The following is a 16710-nucleotide window of genomic DNA, read 5'->3' on the forward strand; positions in this document are numbered from 1 at the left end:
AGGCACGGCACCCGCCGTGCCTTTTGTCATGGGCTTTGCGACAATGCTCGGCACTTTTTTGCTGGAACCCAGACATGACTGCCTTGAAGAACGACCGTTTCCTTCGTGCCCTGCTCAAGCAGCCTGTCGACGTCACCCCGGTGTGGATGATGCGGCAGGCCGGGCGTTACCTGCCGGAATACCGCGCCACCCGTGCCAAGGCCGGCGATTTCGTGAGTCTGATGAAGAATCCGGAGTTGGCGTGCGAGGTTACCTTGCAACCGCTGGATCGCTATCCGCAGATCGACGCGGCGATTCTCTTTTCCGACATCCTCACCATCCCCGATGCCATGGGCCAAGGGCTGTACTTCGAGACCGGTGAAGGCCCGCGCTTCAAAAAGAACGTCAGCGGCATGGCCGATATCGAGGCGCTGCCGATCCCGGACCCGGAGAAGGACCTGGGCTATGTGATGGATGCCGTGCGCACCATCCGCCGCGAACTCAATGGTCGCGCGCCGCTGATCGGCTTCTCCGGCAGCCCGTGGACGCTGGCCACCTACATGGTCGAGGGTGGCTCGTCGAAAGACTTCCGCAAGAGCAAGGCCATGCTCTACAACGATCCCGAGGCCATGCATGCCTTGCTGGACAAGCTGGCGCAGTCGGTGACCAGCTACCTCAATGGTCAGATCCTGGCCGGTGCACAGGCGGTGCAGATCTTCGATTCCTGGGGCGGCAGCCTCTCTGATGCGGCCTATGGCGAGTTCTCGCTGGCCTATATGAAGAAGATCGTCGATGGGCTGATCCGTGAACATGAAGGCCGCCGCGTGCCGGTGATTCTCTTCACCAAGGGTGGCGGCCTGTGGCTCGAATCCATGGCCGATGTCGGCGCCGAAGCGCTGGGCCTCGACTGGACCTGCAACATCGGCAGTGCCCGGTCGCGGGTGGGTAGCAAGGTGGCGCTGCAAGGCAACATGGACCCGGCGGTGCTTTATTCCAGCCCCGCAGCGATCCGCGCTGAAGTTGCACGCATCTTGGCGGCCTACGGCCATGGCGCCGGCCATGTGTTCAATCTGGGCCACGGCATCACGCCGGAAGTCGATCCCGAAAACGCCAAGGCCTTCTTCGGGGCAGTGCACGAACTGTCGGCGCAATACCATCGATAAGAGGGGATAAGCCGATAGAAGCGCTGGAGGCTGGAAGGCTAGACGAAAAGGCTTGATGGGCGTTTGGAGTCGGTTTGCATACTGATTCGCCTCCAGCCTCCAGCCTCCAGCCTCCAGCCTCCAGCCTCCAGCCTCCAGCCTCCAGCCTCCAGCCTCCAGCCTCCAGCCTCCAGCCTCGCTAAGGCTGCTGATAATGACCTGGGGTGGTGCCGGCCTCATGCTCATGCACCAGCTGGGTCACCCGGATGTCGGTGATTCCCACGACCTCGGCCTGGCGCAGCAGCTCGGTTTCGTCGGCTTGTGCATCGGGCATGACCAGGCTGTTCTCGGCATCGGCGTTGTGGTGTTCGATCAGGCGCCGGGCCGCCTCGCCTTGGGAAAGGCTGTCCCCGTCCGATTCGATGATCTGCGAGCGCGGATCGTTCTGGAAGATGTAGTTCACTTCGAACTTGTGGGACGGTTTGGTTCCGAACATGGCAGTCTCCAAAGGGATTGGGCTCTGCTCTGTTGACTCGCGGGTCCACTTGTTCGTTCGAGGGATGTCGGCTTGCCAGGGGCCTGCCCGACGGTCGGGAGCCGAGGAGCAGGGCGTTTACTCTAATTTGGCAAAGCAGTCATAGGGGATGCCGCCTCCTGCATCCACCATGACTGCGCCAGTGGATCGCTGAAACGCGATCCGCCCTGCACAGCTGCTTCGCTGCTTACTTCACCTTGGCAAAGTTCGCCTTGAGGGCGACGCCCGCCATGACTGCACCGGCGTGACACTCGTACTTGCTGCTGTCCTTGTACTCGACGTGTTTGTAGTTGCTGACGATGTCCACTACGGCGTTTGCGCCAGCGGCCTTGGCTGATTTTTCCAGGCCGATCAGCGCGGACTGCAGGGCCCAGCTGCAGGCGGCTTCGTCAGTCTTGTTGAAGGCATTGGTTTTCTTGCTGGTGGTCACGCCGCTGCGCACGATCTGCGCACCCGCTGGACGCTTGGCGAGGTAGAACTTCACGCTGCCATCCAGCCGGCCCGCCGCGGTGGCTTCGGCCACGACTTCATCGAAGGGCAGGTAATGGGTGGTATCGCGCGCCTGGCTGATGCCGGGCAGGGCGCAGAGCACGAGTGCCGCGCTGATCCATGTGGTTTTTTTCATTGTTCATCTCCTTGCGGTGTTTGGAAAACTACCTGCGTTGGCAATACTGCGTTAAAAACGGCCTCAGAAAGCTCATTTAGAAACTAAACTCCGCTTCTTCAGCCGTTTTTGCCTTGTCTTGCCTGCCTCGCCAACGTTTTCAATCAGGACCAACGGCGGAAGATCAGCGAGGTATTGATCCCGCCAAAGGCGAAATTGTTGTTCATCACGTATTCATGCTGCATGTTGCGCGGCGCGCCGACCAGGTAATCCAGCTCGCCACAGCGCGGGTCGATGCTGTCGAGGTTCAGTGTATGAATATAGCGATCCTGGTTCAGCATCTCGATGCTGAACCAGGATTCCAGCGCGCCACAGGCGCCCAGGGTGTGACCGAGGTAACTCTTCTGCGAGCTGATTGGCATGCGCGAGCCGAACAGCGCCTGGGTCGCCTGGGTTTCGGCGATGTCGCCCTGTTCTGTGGCGGTGCCGTGGCCGTTGACGTAGCCGATGGCCTCCGGTGCCAGGCCGGCATCTTCCAGCGCCAGCTCCATGGCGCGGCGCATGGTGGCCTGTTCGGGCTTGGTGGCATGGCAGCCGTCGGCATTGCTGCCGAAGCCCATCAGCTCGGCATGAATGGTGGCGCCGCGCGCGAGGGCGTGTTCCAGTTCTTCGAGCACCAGCATGCCGGCGCCTTCGCCGATCACCAGGCCGTCGCGGCCGCTGTCGTAGGGACGCGGCGAGGTGTGCGGCGCGTCGTTCTTCAGGCTGGTGGCATAGAGCGCGTCGAAGACCATGGCCTCGGTGGCGCACAGCTCCTCGGCACCACCGGCGAGCATCATCGGCAGGCGGCCGAACTTGATCGCTTCATAGGCGTAGCCGATGCCCTGGCTGCCGCTGGTGCAAGCGCTGGAGGTGGGGATCACCCGGCCGGTCAGGCCGAAGAAGATGCTGATGTTGGCCGCAGTGGTGTGCGGCATCATGCGGATGTAGGAGTTGGCATTCAGCCCGTCGGCCACCGAGTTGAGCAGCATGTTGCCGAAGGCCTTGATCTCCTCGGTGCTGCCGGTGGACGAGCCACAGGCGACGCCCATGCGGCCATCGCGGATGCTGTTGTCGTCGAGCAGGCCGGCGTGCTGCAAGGCCTGCTCGGCGGCCTTGACCGACAGGCGCGAGACACGGCCCATGCTGCGCAACTGCTTGCGCGTCCAGTGCGCGGGTACGGCGAAGTCATCCACCGGCCCGGCCAGGCGCGTATTGAGTTCGCTGAAGCGATCCCACTCGTCCATACGCCGGATGCCACTGCGGTTGGCGCTGAAGTTGGCTTCGATGCCGGCCCAGTCGCTGCCCAGGGAAGTGATGCCGGCCATGCCGGTGACGACCACACGTTTCATCAGCACAGCCCGCCGTTGACGGCCAGCACCTGGCGCGTGATGTAGCTGGCCTCTGGCGACATCAGGAAATTGACCGCAGCGGCGACTTCATCGGGCGTGCCCATGCGTTGTGCGGGAATCATCTTGAGCATCTCCTCGATGGGCAGGTCTTTGTCGAGCATTTCGGTGTCGATCAGCCCCGGCGCAACACAGTTGACGGTGATCCGGCGTTTGCCCAACTCCACTGCCAGCGCCTTGGCCGCGCCGATTACCCCGGCCTTCGAAGCACTGTAGTTGACCTGGCCGCGATTGCCGATCATGCCCGACACGGAGGTGATGCAGACGATGCGCCCCGGCTGGCGGCGGCGGATCATCGGCATGGTCAGTGGCTGCAGGACGTTGTAGAAACCGTCCAGGTTGGTACGCAGCACCTGGTCCCAGTCCTCGTCGGTCAGCGCCGGAAAGGCCGCGTCGCGAGTCAGGCCGGCGTTACAGACCACGCCGTAATAGGCGCCATGGGCCTCGATATCGGCTTCCAGCTGCTCGCGGCAGGTGGCGCGGTCGGCAATGTCGAATTGCAGGATGCGCGCCTGGCGCCCCAGCGCCTGGATGTCTGACTGAACGGCTTCGGCTTCATCGCGGCGGGCGCGGCAGTGCAGGACGATATCGTGGCCGGCGCGGGCCAGACGCAGGGCGATGGCGCGGCCAATGCCACGGCTGGAGCCGGTGACCAGGATGGTTTCGCTCATGAACGGGTTTCTTCCAGATAGCGCGCCACTTCGGGCGGGCGGAACACATTGAGACGGGCCTCGGCATGGATGCCGGGGCCGTCGAGATGGCATTCGAAAACACCCATGCCGCTGTCGTCCTGCAGCGAGCGACTGGCGCGAATGCGCAGTTCGCTGCCGGGCGGGAAGGCTTCGACGTTGCACTGATAGTTGCGGGTGCCGAGCAGAAAGCCCAGTTCCACCGGCAGGCCGGCCCGGCGCCCCTGGCAACCGGCGAAGGCGGCGACGCTCTGCGCCATGATCTCGATGCCGACCCAGGCCGGCAGGCCGCCGTCGGGTTGGCTCAGCAGGCCGGGGCGTACTGTCAGGCGGGTCGTCACGCTGTCCTCATCGAACGACTCGACGCCATCGAGCAGGATCATGTCGCCCGCATGGGGCAACAGCTCGGCAATCGGCCAGGCGATCATGGTGTCTCTCCCAGGATCAGGCTGATGTTGTTGCCGCCGAAAGCGAAGGAGTTGCTCATCATCAGCCGTGGGCGCTCGACACGCAACGGTGTGCCAGCGGCGACCAGCTCCAGCGCGGGAAGGTCGGGGTCCTGCTGGCCGTCCCAGAGGTGGGGCGGCAACTGTTGCGCGACATTGAATCCGGACAGCGTCAGCCAGCAGAACGCCGCTTCCAGCGCTCCAGCCGCGCCCAGCGTGTGGCCGGTGAGCGGCTTGCTCGATGAGCAGGGCACGCCTTTGGGAAACACCGCCTCGACGGCGCGGCTTTCCATGGCGTCGTTGTGCGCCGTGGCGGTGCCGTGCAGGTTGAGGTAACCGATGCTTTGCGCTGGGGTTTCAGCGTTGGCCAGCGCTTTGTGCATCGCTTCGATGGCGCCCCGGCCTGCGGGGTCGGGGGCGGAAATATGATGGGCGTCGGAACTGGCGCCAGCGCCGAGCAGGGCGATGGGTGCAGGCTCGCGGGTCATCAGGAACAGCGCTGCCGCCTCGCCGATATTGATGCCGTCGCGGTTGGCTGAAAACGGATTGCAGATGCATGTGCTGGTCGCCTCCAGGGCGCTGAAACCTTGCAGAGTCAGGTCGCAGAGGCTATCGACACCACCGCACAGCACCGCATCGCAAATGCCCGCGTCCAGCAGCCGTTTCGCGCTCTGCAAGGCGCGCGCCCCGGAGGTGCAGGCGGTGGAGATGCAATAGCTGGGGCCGGCAAGCCCCAGGCGCTCGCTGAGAAAGCTCGCCGGCGCCGAAAGTTCCTGGTGGCCGTAGTGATAGCTGGGCGGCAGCTGCCCGTCGCGAATCAGGCCGGCAATGCCTTGAGAGGCTTCCTGGATGCCGGTAGTGCTGGTGCCCAGCACTACGCCGATCCGCGCCGGGCCGAAGCGCTCGATAGCCTCGGTGATTTCCTCCAGGATTTCCTCGACGGCAGCCAGCAGCAGGCGATTGTTGCGTGTCGCATCGCGCAGGGTGGCATCGCTTAGTGATGGCAGCTCGGCACTGATTGCACCGACCGGCAAGCTGCGCCCAGCGACCAGAACCGGCCAGGGGCGCATGCCCGAGCCATCGCCCTGCAGCAGTCGCCGGGCCACCTCGGCCTTGCCGCGGCCCAGCGCGCAGATCACGCCGAGGGCGTTGAGGTAGGCGCTCATCGTGGTCGGGCTCCGTCGTCGAGGGGGGCGACACCATAGGACAGCCCGCCGCCCGCGTCGAGCTGAAAGCGGCCCTCCCGTGCGTAGCGAACCTGCCAGTGAGTCAGCCGACGCGTATCAGCCTGCCGGCTCCAGTCCTGCCCGGCATACAGGCGTTCCAGCTGGTCATTGGGGGTGAGCGCGAACAGCAGCGCGGCGAACAGCGCGCGGGCCTGGGGATTGGGCGGCAGCAGGCCATCCGCCTGCCACTGATCATCGACCAGCAACTGCCGCGCCAGCGGCGTGCCCAGCGGGGTCAGCAGCGTCCAGCGCAGAGCCTGAGGTTCTTGCTGGATCACCAGCAACTGGTCATGACTGCCGTCGGCGCTGCGTTGCTGGATATGCAGTTGCATCGGCAATTGCAGGCGCGGCTGTTCGCTGGGCAGCGGCAACGGGTTGGCGCAGCCGCTCAGCAGGAGCAGCAGCGCCAGCCAGGCGAGGCCAAAGGGCTTATCGCTCGCCACGGCAGAGTTCGGCCAGTACCCGCAGGCGGCGCTTGGATTCGGCGACATAAGGATTTTTTTCGTCCCAGGCATAGCCGGCGAGGATCGAGCTGATCATCCGGCGGATCTCCGGCTGGGCGTGTTCGTAGTAGATGACGTCCTGGAAGCTGCAATCGTACCAACCCTCGACATAGGTCCGGAAGGTATCCACGCCGCGCTTGAGCGGGATGGCGAACTCGCTCTCCCAATCCACCGTCTCGCCCGAGAGCTGGCGATGCAGCGTGGCGGCGGCCATGCTCGACGAGCGCATGGCGATGGTCACGCCGGAGGAAAACACCGGGTCGAGAAATTCCGCCGCGTTGCCCAGCAGGGCGAAGCCGGGGCCGTGCAGCGCCTTGACGTTGGCCGAGTAGCCGCCGATCAGCCGTGCCGGGGTATCCCACTCGGCGTTCTTGAGGATGCGTCTGAGGTTCGGCGCTTCATGGACGAACTCCTTGAGGCAGGCATCCAGATCCAGCGGGCGATCCTCGTAGCGCTCGGCGCTGGCGACCACGCCGAGGGAGCAGCGCCCGTTGCTGAAGGGGATGGTCCAGTACCAGACGTCACGCAGCTCAGGATGGGTGGTGATGAGGATCTTCTCGCGGTCGAACTGCGGGTCGTCGATGCGATCCTCGATGTGGGTGAATACCGCGCGGCGCACCGGGAAACTCGAAGGCGCTTCCAGGTCCAGCAGGCGTGGCAGTACACGGCCATAACCGCTGGCGTCGAGGACGAAGGCCGCTTCGATGTGATAGTCGCTGCCGTCATTGCGGCGCACCTGCAGGCGCGGGCGAGCGCCGGCGAAATCCGCCGCGATGATCTCTTCCTCGTAACGGATTTCCACACCCTGCAGTTCGGCCTGGTCGGCCAGCAGCTTGTCGAAATCGGCACGCTGCACCTGATAGGTGCTGCCGTGGCCCTCGGTGAACTTGTCGCGAAAATCGAATTCGGTGTAGCGCTCGCCCCAGCCGAAGGCTGCACCGTGCTTGGTCTGGAAGCCGGCGGCCTGCACCGCTTCGAGCATGCCCGCTTCCTCGATGAAGTCCAGGCAGTGCGACAGCAGGCTCTCGCCGATGGAAAAGCGCGGGAAGCGCTGGCGTTCCAGAATCAGCACCTTATGGCCCTTGCGCTTGAGCAGCGCGCCGGCGATGGAGCCGGAAGGACCAGCACCGATAATCACGACTTCATGTTGTTGCGAATCAAGCGGCGCCATACTGGCTCCTTGCCTTTGGTTGGGGTTGCGATGGGCTGGCCCAGGGCGCCAGCAGGAAACTGAACAGCAGGCCGAGGCTCACGGCCAGGCCGAAATTGCTCACCGCCGGTGTGCTCGACAGCGCCAGCAGACCGAACGACAGCCAGGTGGTGACGGCGGCCAGTAGCGTACCGACCAGGCTTACGGCGGCGCCACCGACCTGCTCACGCATCAGGATGGCGTAGTCGACGCCGATGGCGGTGACCAGCAGCAAACCGAACAGGCCGAACAGGGTCAGCGACTGGCCCAGCCAGCCGAGGCTGGCCAGGCTGCCGAGGGCGGCCAGCAACGGCACGGCCAGGCAGCGCGCGGCGCCACGCCAGCCGAAGGGCAGGCAGAGCAGGATGAGGATCAGCCCGGCGGCGACCAGCTTGAGCGCGGCGGCCTGGGTCTTGGTTTCGGCGAACAGGCGGTTCAGCTCGGCGGGACGGTCGATCAGGTCGACACCGTCAAGGTCCTCGGCCAGTCCCGCCAGGATGGCACTGTCCTTCAACCCCTGCAGGCTGATCAGACCGGCCACGGAACCATCGTCCTGACGGCCCAGCCAGAGCGGGCGCCAGGGCTCGCCCAGCGGGCCGGCCAGGACCTGTTCCAGCTCGGCAATCGGCTGTGTCTGCAACGCAACCAGTTCCGCCTCCAGCCGCTCGGGACCCACGCCCAGTGCCAGTAGCGGCGTGCCGGCTGCGAGCAGATGCGGCAGGGCCAGTTGCAGACTCTTCTGCGCGGTGGCGGGCGCGGCGATCTGGCTGAGCGCCAGGTAGCCCGAGAGTTTGCCTTCGGCCACCTGCTCATCGAGGCGGCTGCTCAGGGCTTGCTGGCTTGCCAGCAGCTCGTCGGACGTTGCCGCCCGCACCAGAAAATACTGGCTGGTGGGCTGGAAACCACTGATCTCGCCGATGCGCTGGGCCTGCTGCTGCAAGACCGGGGCGCGGCTGACCCACTGGCGCAGATCGTCGGTGAACGAGACGTGCGGCACGCCGAAGGCGCAGTACAGGGCGAAGGCGGCCAGCAGCCAGGGCGTGGCGATGCGCCCCAGTAACGTCTGGCGCAGACGCAACGCGCGTTCGGCCCAGCCCAGCGGCGCCGGCCAGGGCCGCAACGGCGCGCGCAATAGCCAGGGCAGCAGGCAGGTGGCGCAGGCAAAGGCGCCGGTCAGCCCGGCGGCGGAAAACACCGCCACCTGGCCCAGTGCCGGGAATGGCGTGAAGGCCATCGCCAGGTAGCCGATGACGTTGGTGAGCAACGCCAGCACCAGCCCCGGCAGCGTCAGGCGCAGCGCCAGATGACCGTTCCAGGGTTGCAGGGTCCAGCTCTTGGACAGGTAGTGCAGCGGAAAGTCGATGCTCACACCCACCAGGCTCGCGCCCAGCACCAGCGTCAGTACATGGATCTGACCGAACAGCGCGATGCAGGCCGCCGCGCCGCTGAGCGCGCCTACCGCCACCGGCAGCACGATCAGCAGCACACGCGGAGTGCGAAACAGCACCAGCAGCAGAGCGAGGGTGGCGAGCAGGGAGAGGCTGCCGATCAGGCTGGCTTCCTCCCGCGCCTGGCGCTGTCCGTGAGCGGCATGAAGCAGCCCGCCGGCGGCAAGCAGTTCGCCCTGGGCGGTTTCGACCTGCAGGCGGATATCGCTCACCAGTTTCTCGACCTGCAGCGGCAGGCGTTCGTCAAAGGCGTCGCCGTGAGTCTGCGCATGGATCACGGCCCAGCGCTGGCCCTGGTATTCGGCCAGCAGTTGCGCATCCGGCCCGGCCCGGACATTGCCCGGTTGCGGCAGCTGCCGTTGCGCCAGGTCGGCGATGCCGAACCAGTCCTGCTCGACGGGCACCAGTCCGCTGCCCTCGAAGGGGTTGTACAGGCGTTGCAGGCGTTGCTGGATGAAGGCATCGGGCCCTGCGATCAGTGCTTCACGGCTTGCCGTGTCGAGCAGCGCCAGACGCTGGGCGAGCAACTGTTGGCGGATTTCCGAGAGATCGGCGTCTACGGAGTGCCGCACCTGGGCAAACAGGCCGCTGGCCTCCAGCGTGTCGCTGATCTCGTCGACCAGCGTGGCGGCGGTTGCTGTGTCGGCATGGCGCACCAGCAGCATCAGGTCGCGGTTCAGCGGCTCCTGCATGCGTGCTTCGGCCCGCTGTTCCAGCTCGCCCGGCGTGCCGCTGGGCAGCAGCTGCAGCAGGTTGGCGGTGACCGGCGGGCCGTCGCGCCATTGCCAGGCGGTCAGGCCGACCAGCCCGAGCAGGGCGACGGCGAACAGGATAGGGATCAGACGTGGCAGCCTGAGCGCCTCGTCAGTAGGTGAAGTCATGCTGCTCGATCGGGCTCAGCTGGTCATCGACCTGTAGGCTTTCCAACAGCAACAGGGTGCTGTCGCCCTGGGTTTCCCGCAGTTCGATACGCTCGGCGGTGGCGCTGCCCTGGATGTGGATGGCGGTGAATATCTGCTGCAACAGCTTGGCGTGTGGTGTCAGGGTCAGTGTCCAGGCATCGCTGCTGCCCTGCAGATCGAGGTTGAAGTCACGTTGCAGCGCCTCGGCATCGCCGCCGAGCACGGCCAGGAACAGCTCGTTCTGACGCTCCGTCGCGCCCTGCTGGGTGGCTGCCTGCCAGCCGCTGTCCGTTCGCTGGGCGATGCCCGCGTCAGTGATGCGGTAATCCTGCTGCAGGGGCGCCTGGAGCAGCCAGAGCAGGCCGTGGTCGCGGGCCAGCACGAACTGGCCACGGCTGACCAGCGGCAGGGGCAGGGCGCGCAGGTGTTTTTCCTGAACGAACTGGCCACGGATCACTACCGGCTCGCGCAGTTGCTGGCTGAGCTGCGCCAGATCGAAAGCATGGACGTGCGCTGCCTGTAGCAGGCACAGCACAAGAAGCAGCCGCCGGATCATGCCAGCGCCTGCTCGACGGCTTCGACGAAGACCTTCGGCGAGGCCAGCTGCATCTCGCGGCTGGCGATTTCCACCGCGACCTGCACCGTGCTGCCACGGGTCATGCGCTCGCCGGTCTCGGCATCGTTGATCAGGTAGTTGATCTTCAGGCGGTTCTCCCACTCGACGAGGTCGGCGCGCACGATGATGCGCTGGTTGAAACGTGCGCCGCGCATGTAGCGCAGCTGCACGTCGATCACCGGCCAGGCATAGCCGGCCTCGCGCATCTGCAGGTAGTTGTGGCCGATGCGCTCGAGCAGGGCGCAGCGCGCCACTTCGAAGTACTTGATGTAATGGCCGTGCCAGACCACGTCCATCGAGTCGACGTCGAAGAAGGGCACGAGGATTTCCACCTCGGCCTGCAATACGCCAGTCTTACGCATGACGAGGCTCCTGGTAGGCGCGGGCCACGCCCGCGAACGGCACAACGCAAAAGCATCGCGGACATGGCCCGCTCCTACAAGTCATACAACCCCCAATGCCGGTCACGGATACGTTGCAGACACAGGCGCAGCTCGCCCTCCAGCGCGCGGTCCTCGATCAGCGGCGGGAAGTCCTTGCCCAGCTGGGCATGCATCTCGCGCAGCGGCGCGGGCAACGGCCGCGCCTGTTCGTCACGCTGGCGCAGCCAGACACCCTGGTTCGCTGCGATCAGCGTGGCTGCGGCCACCTGCTCGGTCAGCTCCAGGCTGCGCAGCGCATCGCGGGCGGCGATGGTGCCCATGCTGACCTTGTCCTGGTTGTGGCATTCGGTGGAGCGCGAGAAGACGCTGGCCGGCAGGGTGTTCTTCAGGGCCTCGGCGGTCCAGGCGCTGGCGCCGATCTGCACCGCCTTGAAGCCGTGGTTGATCATCGCGGTGGCCGTCGGCGCGCCGGAAAGGTTGCTCGGCAGGCCATGGTTGTAGCGGGTATCGACCAGCAGCGCGAGCTGGCGGTCGAGCAGGTCGGCGACGTTGCCCACCAGGTTCTTCAGGCTGTCCATGGCGAAGGCGATGTGGCCGCCATAGAAATGCCCGCCGTGCAGCACGCGCTCGTTTTCCGCATCGATGATGGGATTGTCGTTGGCGCTGTTCAGTTCGGTCTCAATGAACTGGCGCAGCAGGCCCAGGCTGTCGGCCAGGACGCCAAGCACATGCGGTGCGCAGCGGATGGAGTAGCGGTCCTGTAAACGATGGAGCGATGCGGTTGGCGCATCGATCGCCAGGTCCTGGCGAATCCAGGCGGCGACCTGGTTCTGGCCGGGATGCGGCTTGGCGGCGAACAGGCGCTCGTCGAAATGCTCGGGGTTGCCTTCCAGCGCCACCACGTTGAGTGCGGTGATGCGCGTGGCCAGCTTGAGCAGGTAATCGGCGCGGGCATAGGCCAGGCAGGCCAAACCGGTCATCACCGCTGTGCCGTTCATCAGCGCCAGGGCTTCCTTGGGCCGCAGGGTCAGCGGCGTCCAGCCCAGCTGGCGGTGCACTTCGGCGGCGCTGCGGCGCTCGCCCTGGTACATCACCTCGCGTTCGCCTGTCAGCGTCGCGGCCACATAGGACAGCGGCGTCAGGTCGCCGCTGGCGCCCACCGAGCCCTCTTCGGGAATCAGCGGCAGGATGTCGTGTTCGAGAAAGGCCTGCAGGCGGTCGAGCAGTTCGATGCGCACGCCGGACATGCCGTGGGTCAGTGAGCGCAGCCGCGCGGCGAGCACGGCGCGGGTCGCTTCGGCATCCAGCAGCTTGCCCAGGCCGCAGCCGTGGAAGGTGAACAGGTGCTGCGGCAGTGCCTCGACCTGATGCAGCGGCACCGCCACCACGCAGGAGTCGCCGTAGCCGGTGGTCACGCCATAGATCACCCCTTCGCGGTCGAGCAGGGTGTCGAGAAACTGCGCGCCACGGGCGATGTGCCGGCGAAACGCGGCGTCGGCCTGCAGCTGTGCGGGCGCGCGGCGCTCGGCCACGGCCAGCACATCCTCGATGCTCAGGTGGTTTTCGCCAAAGATAACGGGCTCAGGTGTCGCGTGGGTCATGGGTAGTCCAGAAAGGGTAGAAATTGAACCATTGCAGCGGCGCCTGCAGGCAGCGTGCCGCCAGCTCATCGGCATAGCGTTGCACCCATTGCGCCACGATGGCGTCGCGCTCGCGGCGGCGCCATTCGATACGCTCGGCGAAGGGCGCGAGCTGAATCCGGTAGCGCTGGCTATGCTTCAGGCAGAACAGCAGGTTGACCGGGCATTCCAGCAAGCCGGCCAGCAGCCACGGCCCCTGCGGAAAGGCCGCCGGCTGGCCGAGGAAGTCCACGGTGGCGGTGCGCGCGCCGTGCAGCGGCACGCGGTCGCCGGCAATCGCCAGCCATTCTCCCGCATCCAGCCGGCGCGACAACTCCAGCATGACCGCCGGGTCCAGCTCGCTGACCTGAATCAGACGCAGGTTGTTCGCCCCCGAATCTTCCAGCAGGCGATTGAAGCGCTCGGCGTGGCGGGTGTGGACGAGGATGTTCATCTTCACCTTGCCGCCGATCTCGGCCAGCGCGCGGCAGACTTCCAGATTACCCAGGTGCGCGCCCACCAGCATCTGCCCGCGCTGGCCGCCGTTCCAGATCAGCGGGCGAATGCTCTGGGGATCATCCACATCGAGCTGATCGAAGCCGATGCGCCCGCCCCAGACATCCACCTTGTCCAGCAGGCTATCGGCGAAGGCCATGAATTGCCGATAGACCGATCCGGCGCGGGGGGCGAGGTGGCTGCGGCCACTCCAGCTCGCCAGATTGCGCTGATAAGTCCAGGCGCTCTGGCGGGCGTTGCGGCCAAACAGATAGAAGTACAGCACGATCAGGTACAGCAGCGGCGTCATGGCGCGCCGCCCCAGCAGGCGCACCACGCGCACGGTGAGCTTCATCAGGGCGAAACTGCCACGTTCGCGTTGCGCGGCCCAGTGCGCGCTGCGTTGGGGCGCCTGACTCATCCGCGCCACCGCCGCCACAGCAGCGCCGGCGCGCGCAGCAGCATGCCGCCGAACAGCCGGGCGTGCATGCGCGAGATCAGCAGGTTGTCGTGCCACAGGCGAAAGTGCGAGATGCCGTCGTCCGGGTAATGCACGCGCGTCGGCAGCCAGACCATGGGTTGCTCGCGCCAGTGCAGGCGCACCAGGATCTCGGTGTCGAAATCCATCCGCCGGCCCAGTTCGACCGAGTCGAGCAGGGCCAGCGTCGGCGCCAGCGGATACACGCGGAAACCGCACATGGAATCGCGGATCGACAGCGACAGGGTGTTGATCCAGACCCAGACGTGGGTCAGGTAGCGCCCGTAGAGGCGGCCCCTGGGCACGCTGTCGTCGTATTGCGGGTAGCCGCAGATCAAGGCGTCGGGCGCTTGGCAAGCGCGGTCGAGGAACAGCCCCAGGCCCGCCAGATCATGCTGGCCGTCGGCGTCCACCTGCAGCGCGTGGGTAAAGCCCAGCCGCGCGGCTTCACGCAGGCCGCTGGTGACCGCCGCGCCCTTGCCCTGGTTGTGCGCGTGGCGTACCCGATGCACCTGCGGATGCTTGGCCAGTTCGTCGATCACCCGTGCGGCCTCGGGGCGGGAGGCGTCATCGACCAGGATGCACGGCAGCTCTTCGGCAAGCAGCGCGGCGACGACCTCGGGCAGGCTGCGTTCGTGGTTGTAGACCGGTACCACGGCGCAGGGCCTGAAATTGTCCTCGATGGGCAGCGGCAACTGTTGTTGGTGGGTATCGGGCTGCCGCGCCGGTGGAGTGAGGCTACTCATGCTGGTTGCCCCAGCAGGATGCGTCCCGATGAACAGGCGGCGTCGCCGTTGCGGTAGGCGAAATGCAGCTTGCTGCGCTCCGGGTCGAAGCGCAGCGTCAGTTGCAGGCGGTCGCCGGGGCGGGCGAGTTGCTGAAACTTGAGCACTTCCATGCCTCTGAAGCAGGGCGGCAGCCCGGAGATGAATTCGCGGGCCAGGCTTATCGCCCAGTCGATCTGCACCACGCCGGGCAGTACCGGCGTCTGTGGGAAATGCCCGCTGAAATGGGCCAGATCGACCGGGATTTCCAACTCCAGCAGCCACTGGTCATCCGTCTGGCTGATATTCAGGCGTTCCGGTTGCAGGGTGCGCGGCGCTAGCAGCAGGGCGTCGAGTTGCGCCTGGGGCAGCTTGCCCTGGGTATTGCACGGCAGTTGCCGCACCAGCCGCCAGCGGCGTGGCAGCGCCAGTGCCTCGCAATGCGCGGCCAGGTGCTTGCGCAGCGTAGCGGTCAGCGCGCGTCGGCCACCGTTACGCAGGGCATGCAGACCGTCGTCGCTCAGGGCGACCAGGGCTGCGAGGTAGGCGCGGCTTTCCTCGATCACGCCGAAGCGCGCCTCGCTGACCAACGGGTGCTCGGCCAGCGCCTTCTCCAGCATGGGCAGGGAGATGCGTTTTTCTTCCAGCTTGACGATGCGATCCAGCCGGCCCAGCAGCTCGAAGCGGCCATCGACCTCGATTCGGGCGGCGTCGGCGGTCTGCTCGACATGGCTGGGCGGCAGGCAGGGCGAGGCGATGCGCAGCGCGCCCTGTTCGTCCTGGCCCAGCTCGACGCCTTCGAAGGGCTGCCAGAGCGTGCCGCCTTGGCGCCATGCAATGCCGCCAGTCTCCGAGCTGCCGTAGATTTCCGTCGGAGCCTGGCCCAGGTGCTGTTGCAGGCGCGTCGCGGCTTCAGCGGGCAGTGGGCCGCCGGAGGAAAACACCCGGCGCACGCTGCGCAGCGCCGGCCAGTCGAGGTTGTCACCCATGCGCTTGAGCAGCGCCGGGCTGGCTACCCAGCAGAACTGCGCCTGCTCGCGGCTGGCCAGCTGGATATCTTCGGGAAACGGTAGTGCGCGGCGCAGGAAAAGGCGCCCGGCGCACAGCGGCCAGAGCACGCGAAACAGCAGGCCGTAGATGTGCTGCGCGACCACGCTGCCGATGATGCAGGCTTCGCCCAGCTCGCGGCCCCATTGTGCTTCGAGGATTTGCGTTTCGTTGGCCAGCGGGCGCAGTTGCTTGTCTATCAGCTTGGGCTCGCCGCTGGAACCGGAGGTGCAGAGCACCAGCCGGCACTGGTCCAGATCCAGCTCGGCGCCTGCGAGCGGCTCGGCAAAGAGTTCGTCCAGGCGGGTATCGCCTTCGCGGTCTGTCAGCCAGAGTTCGGCCTGGCCTTGCAGGCGGGCGCGGCTGGCCGGTTGCAGGTCGGCGGGCAGCAGCACCGTCACGCCGGCACGCCAGGCGCCCAGCAGGGCCACGGCCAGCTCGGCGGCATCCTCCAGATGCACCGCGATACGGCGCACGCCACGGGCCTGCAGCCCGCCGGCCAGACGCAGGGCCTGCTGGCGTAGCTGGGCGTGGTCGAGCGCCGGTTGCAGTGTGACCGGGCGCTCGTTCGGGGTCTGGTCGAGGAGGTGTTGCAAGGCAATCCAATTCATGTCGCTTTCCTTACGCGCTGGCGTACTAGCCATTCACCGGCGAACAGCAGCCCCATCAGCAGATAGGCGATCAGCCCGGTATACAGGGTCCACCAGGCCAGCGGCGCCCAGAGCGCAAGGCCCGTGGCGATACTCGCGTTGACTGTGAAGAAGCCCACCCACAGCCAGGTCACTTTGCGCGTATAGCGCACGGCGGCGGGCGGCAAGTCAGGCTCCTGCAGGCGTGCCAGGCGCTCGATGATCGGCATGCCGGAGCAGAGGCTGCCGGCGAACAGGCCGAGCAGGGCCAGGTTGATCAGCACCGGATAGCCCAGCAGCAGGGCGCTGCTGTCGGCCAGTGCCAAGGCCAGGCAGAACAGCAGTGCGGTGATGTTCAGCGTGCGGCTCAGCGGGCTTTGCCGGGCGCCGAGTGCGCGAGCCAGCCAGAGTGCGCCGAGCAGTGCGGCGAACATTCGCGGCGTCAGGTGCTCCATGCCCAGGTAGACGGCGAATGGGTAAAGCAGCCCGGCCAGCAGCAGGCCGAGGCCGATCAGCCGGCCACTGCCCGCTTTGCCTGTTCGCATGAGTCGCTTCCGAAAGCTGATCG

Annotated in this window: 17 protein-coding genes; 1 reads left to right on the forward strand and 16 read right to left on the reverse strand. The window is 66.1% G+C overall.

Annotation, left to right across the window (positions count from 1 at the left end; genetic code table 11):
* Window positions 1-74 precede the first annotated feature (74 nt).
* On the forward strand, window positions 75-1142 hold the full coding sequence (gene hemE, locus G7020_RS05105) for a uroporphyrinogen decarboxylase (RefSeq protein ID WP_181082856.1): 1068 nt from the start codon (window positions 75-77) through the stop codon (window positions 1140-1142).
* Between the two features lie 178 nt (window positions 1143-1320).
* Here the strand turns inward: hemE and G7020_RS05110 are convergent, their stop codons facing one another.
* The 16 genes from G7020_RS05110 to G7020_RS05185 all read right to left on the reverse strand — a co-directional run bounded on the left by G7020_RS05110 (window position 1321) and on the right by G7020_RS05185 (window position 16687).
* Window positions 1321-1617: a hypothetical protein gene (locus G7020_RS05110; protein WP_181082857.1), complete on the reverse strand. Its 297-nt coding sequence runs from the start codon at window positions 1615-1617 to the stop codon at window positions 1321-1323.
* Window positions 1618-1843: 226 nt separating this feature from the next.
* The gene (locus tag G7020_RS05115; protein WP_181082858.1) at window positions 1844-2281 is read right to left on the reverse strand and encodes an excinuclease; all 438 of its coding nucleotides are present in this window, start codon (window positions 2279-2281) and stop codon (window positions 1844-1846) included.
* A gap of 143 nt (window positions 2282-2424) precedes the next feature.
* On the reverse strand, window positions 2425-3651 hold the full coding sequence (locus G7020_RS05120) for a beta-ketoacyl-ACP synthase (RefSeq protein WP_181082859.1): 1227 nt from the start codon (window positions 3649-3651) through the stop codon (window positions 2425-2427).
* Complete coding sequence (gene fabG / locus G7020_RS05125; protein WP_181082860.1) at window positions 3651-4379, reverse strand: 3-oxoacyl-ACP reductase FabG; 729 nt, start codon at window positions 4377-4379, stop codon at window positions 3651-3653. Before fabG ends, G7020_RS05120 begins: the two co-directional genes overlap by 1 nt.
* Window positions 4376-4825 carry a hotdog family protein gene (locus tag G7020_RS05130; RefSeq protein ID WP_181082861.1) on the reverse strand — a complete coding sequence of 150 codons (450 nt, stop codon included), beginning with the start codon at window positions 4823-4825 and terminating at the stop codon, window positions 4376-4378. Before G7020_RS05130 ends, fabG begins: the two co-directional genes overlap by 4 nt.
* Complete coding sequence (locus G7020_RS05135) at window positions 4822-6009, reverse strand: beta-ketoacyl-[acyl-carrier-protein] synthase family protein (protein WP_181082862.1); 1188 nt, start codon at window positions 6007-6009, stop codon at window positions 4822-4824. The genes G7020_RS05130 and G7020_RS05135 overlap by 4 nt, the downstream gene beginning before the upstream one ends.
* On the reverse strand, window positions 6006-6512 hold the full coding sequence (locus G7020_RS05140) for a hypothetical protein (RefSeq protein ID WP_336509711.1): 507 nt from the start codon (window positions 6510-6512) through the stop codon (window positions 6006-6008). The genes G7020_RS05135 and G7020_RS05140 overlap by 4 nt, the downstream gene beginning before the upstream one ends.
* Entirely contained in the window at window positions 6499-7743 is a 1245-nt protein-coding gene (locus G7020_RS05145; protein ID WP_181082863.1) for an NAD(P)/FAD-dependent oxidoreductase, read from the reverse strand. Before G7020_RS05145 ends, G7020_RS05140 begins: the two co-directional genes overlap by 14 nt.
* A complete protein-coding gene (locus G7020_RS05150) occupies window positions 7730-10090 on the reverse strand; it encodes an MMPL family transporter (protein WP_181082864.1) in 2361 nt (786 codons plus the stop codon). The genes G7020_RS05145 and G7020_RS05150 overlap by 14 nt, the downstream gene beginning before the upstream one ends.
* Window positions 10074-10667, reverse strand: coding sequence for an outer membrane lipoprotein carrier protein LolA (locus tag G7020_RS05155; protein ID WP_181082865.1), 594 nt, complete (start codon window positions 10665-10667; stop codon window positions 10074-10076). The genes G7020_RS05150 and G7020_RS05155 overlap by 17 nt, the downstream gene beginning before the upstream one ends.
* Window positions 10664-11089, reverse strand: a complete 426-nt coding sequence (locus G7020_RS05160) for an acyl-CoA thioesterase (RefSeq protein ID WP_181082866.1) — start codon at window positions 11087-11089, stop codon at window positions 10664-10666. The genes G7020_RS05155 and G7020_RS05160 overlap by 4 nt, the downstream gene beginning before the upstream one ends.
* Window positions 11090-11163: 74 nt before the next feature.
* On the reverse strand, window positions 11164-12711 hold the full coding sequence (locus G7020_RS05165) for an HAL/PAL/TAL family ammonia-lyase (RefSeq protein ID WP_181082867.1): 1548 nt from the start codon (window positions 12709-12711) through the stop codon (window positions 11164-11166).
* A complete protein-coding gene (locus G7020_RS05170) occupies window positions 12692-13645 on the reverse strand; it encodes a glycosyl transferase (protein ID WP_181082868.1) in 954 nt (317 codons plus the stop codon). Before G7020_RS05170 ends, G7020_RS05165 begins: the two co-directional genes overlap by 20 nt.
* Window positions 13642-14448, reverse strand: coding sequence for a glycosyltransferase family 2 protein (locus G7020_RS05175; RefSeq protein WP_181082869.1), 807 nt, complete (start codon window positions 14446-14448; stop codon window positions 13642-13644). Before G7020_RS05175 ends, G7020_RS05170 begins: the two co-directional genes overlap by 4 nt.
* Entirely contained in the window at window positions 14445-16124 is a 1680-nt protein-coding gene (locus G7020_RS05180; RefSeq protein WP_181082870.1) for an AMP-binding protein, read from the reverse strand. The genes G7020_RS05175 and G7020_RS05180 overlap by 4 nt, the downstream gene beginning before the upstream one ends.
* On the reverse strand, window positions 16121-16687 hold the full coding sequence (locus G7020_RS05185) for a hypothetical protein (protein ID WP_181082871.1): 567 nt from the start codon (window positions 16685-16687) through the stop codon (window positions 16121-16123). Before G7020_RS05185 ends, G7020_RS05180 begins: the two co-directional genes overlap by 4 nt.
* Window positions 16688-16710 lie beyond the last annotated feature (23 nt).

The organism is Stutzerimonas stutzeri, from assembly GCF_013522825.1.
Classification (GTDB): domain Bacteria; phylum Pseudomonadota; class Gammaproteobacteria; order Pseudomonadales; family Pseudomonadaceae; genus Stutzerimonas; species Stutzerimonas stutzeri_AK.

Excerpts from the sequence above, each read along its gene's own strand:
- hemE (WP_181082856.1), top strand. The coding sequence starts at position 75 with ATGACTGCCTTGAAGAACGACCGTTTCCTTCGTGCCCTGCTCAAGCAG.
- G7020_RS05110 (WP_181082857.1), bottom strand. The coding sequence starts at position 1,617 with ATGTTCGGAACCAAACCGTCCCACAAGTTCGAAGTGAACTACATCTTC.
- G7020_RS05115 (WP_181082858.1), bottom strand. The coding sequence starts at position 2,281 with ATGAAAAAAACCACATGGATCAGCGCGGCACTCGTGCTCTGCGCCCTG.
- G7020_RS05120 (WP_181082859.1), bottom strand. The coding sequence starts at position 3,651 with ATGAAACGTGTGGTCGTCACCGGCATGGCCGGCATCACTTCCCTGGGC.
- fabG (WP_181082860.1), bottom strand. The coding sequence starts at position 4,379 with ATGAGCGAAACCATCCTGGTCACCGGCTCCAGCCGTGGCATTGGCCGC.
- G7020_RS05130 (WP_181082861.1), bottom strand. The coding sequence starts at position 4,825 with ATGATCGCCTGGCCGATTGCCGAGCTGTTGCCCCATGCGGGCGACATG.
- G7020_RS05135 (WP_181082862.1), bottom strand. The coding sequence starts at position 6,009 with ATGAGCGCCTACCTCAACGCCCTCGGCGTGATCTGCGCGCTGGGCCGC.
- G7020_RS05145 (WP_181082863.1), bottom strand. The coding sequence starts at position 7,743 with ATGGCGCCGCTTGATTCGCAACAACATGAAGTCGTGATTATCGGTGCT.
- G7020_RS05150 (WP_181082864.1), bottom strand. The coding sequence starts at position 10,090 with ATGACTTCACCTACTGACGAGGCGCTCAGGCTGCCACGTCTGATCCCT.
- G7020_RS05155 (WP_181082865.1), bottom strand. The coding sequence starts at position 10,667 with ATGATCCGGCGGCTGCTTCTTGTGCTGTGCCTGCTACAGGCAGCGCAC.
- G7020_RS05160 (WP_181082866.1), bottom strand. The coding sequence starts at position 11,089 with ATGCGTAAGACTGGCGTATTGCAGGCCGAGGTGGAAATCCTCGTGCCC.
- G7020_RS05165 (WP_181082867.1), bottom strand. The coding sequence starts at position 12,711 with ATGACCCACGCGACACCTGAGCCCGTTATCTTTGGCGAAAACCACCTG.
- G7020_RS05170 (WP_181082868.1), bottom strand. The coding sequence starts at position 13,645 with ATGAGTCAGGCGCCCCAACGCAGCGCGCACTGGGCCGCGCAACGCGAA.
- G7020_RS05175 (WP_181082869.1), bottom strand. The coding sequence starts at position 14,448 with ATGAGTAGCCTCACTCCACCGGCGCGGCAGCCCGATACCCACCAACAA.
- G7020_RS05180 (WP_181082870.1), bottom strand. The coding sequence starts at position 16,124 with ATGAATTGGATTGCCTTGCAACACCTCCTCGACCAGACCCCGAACGAG.
- G7020_RS05185 (WP_181082871.1), bottom strand. The coding sequence starts at position 16,687 with ATGCGAACAGGCAAAGCGGGCAGTGGCCGGCTGATCGGCCTCGGCCTG.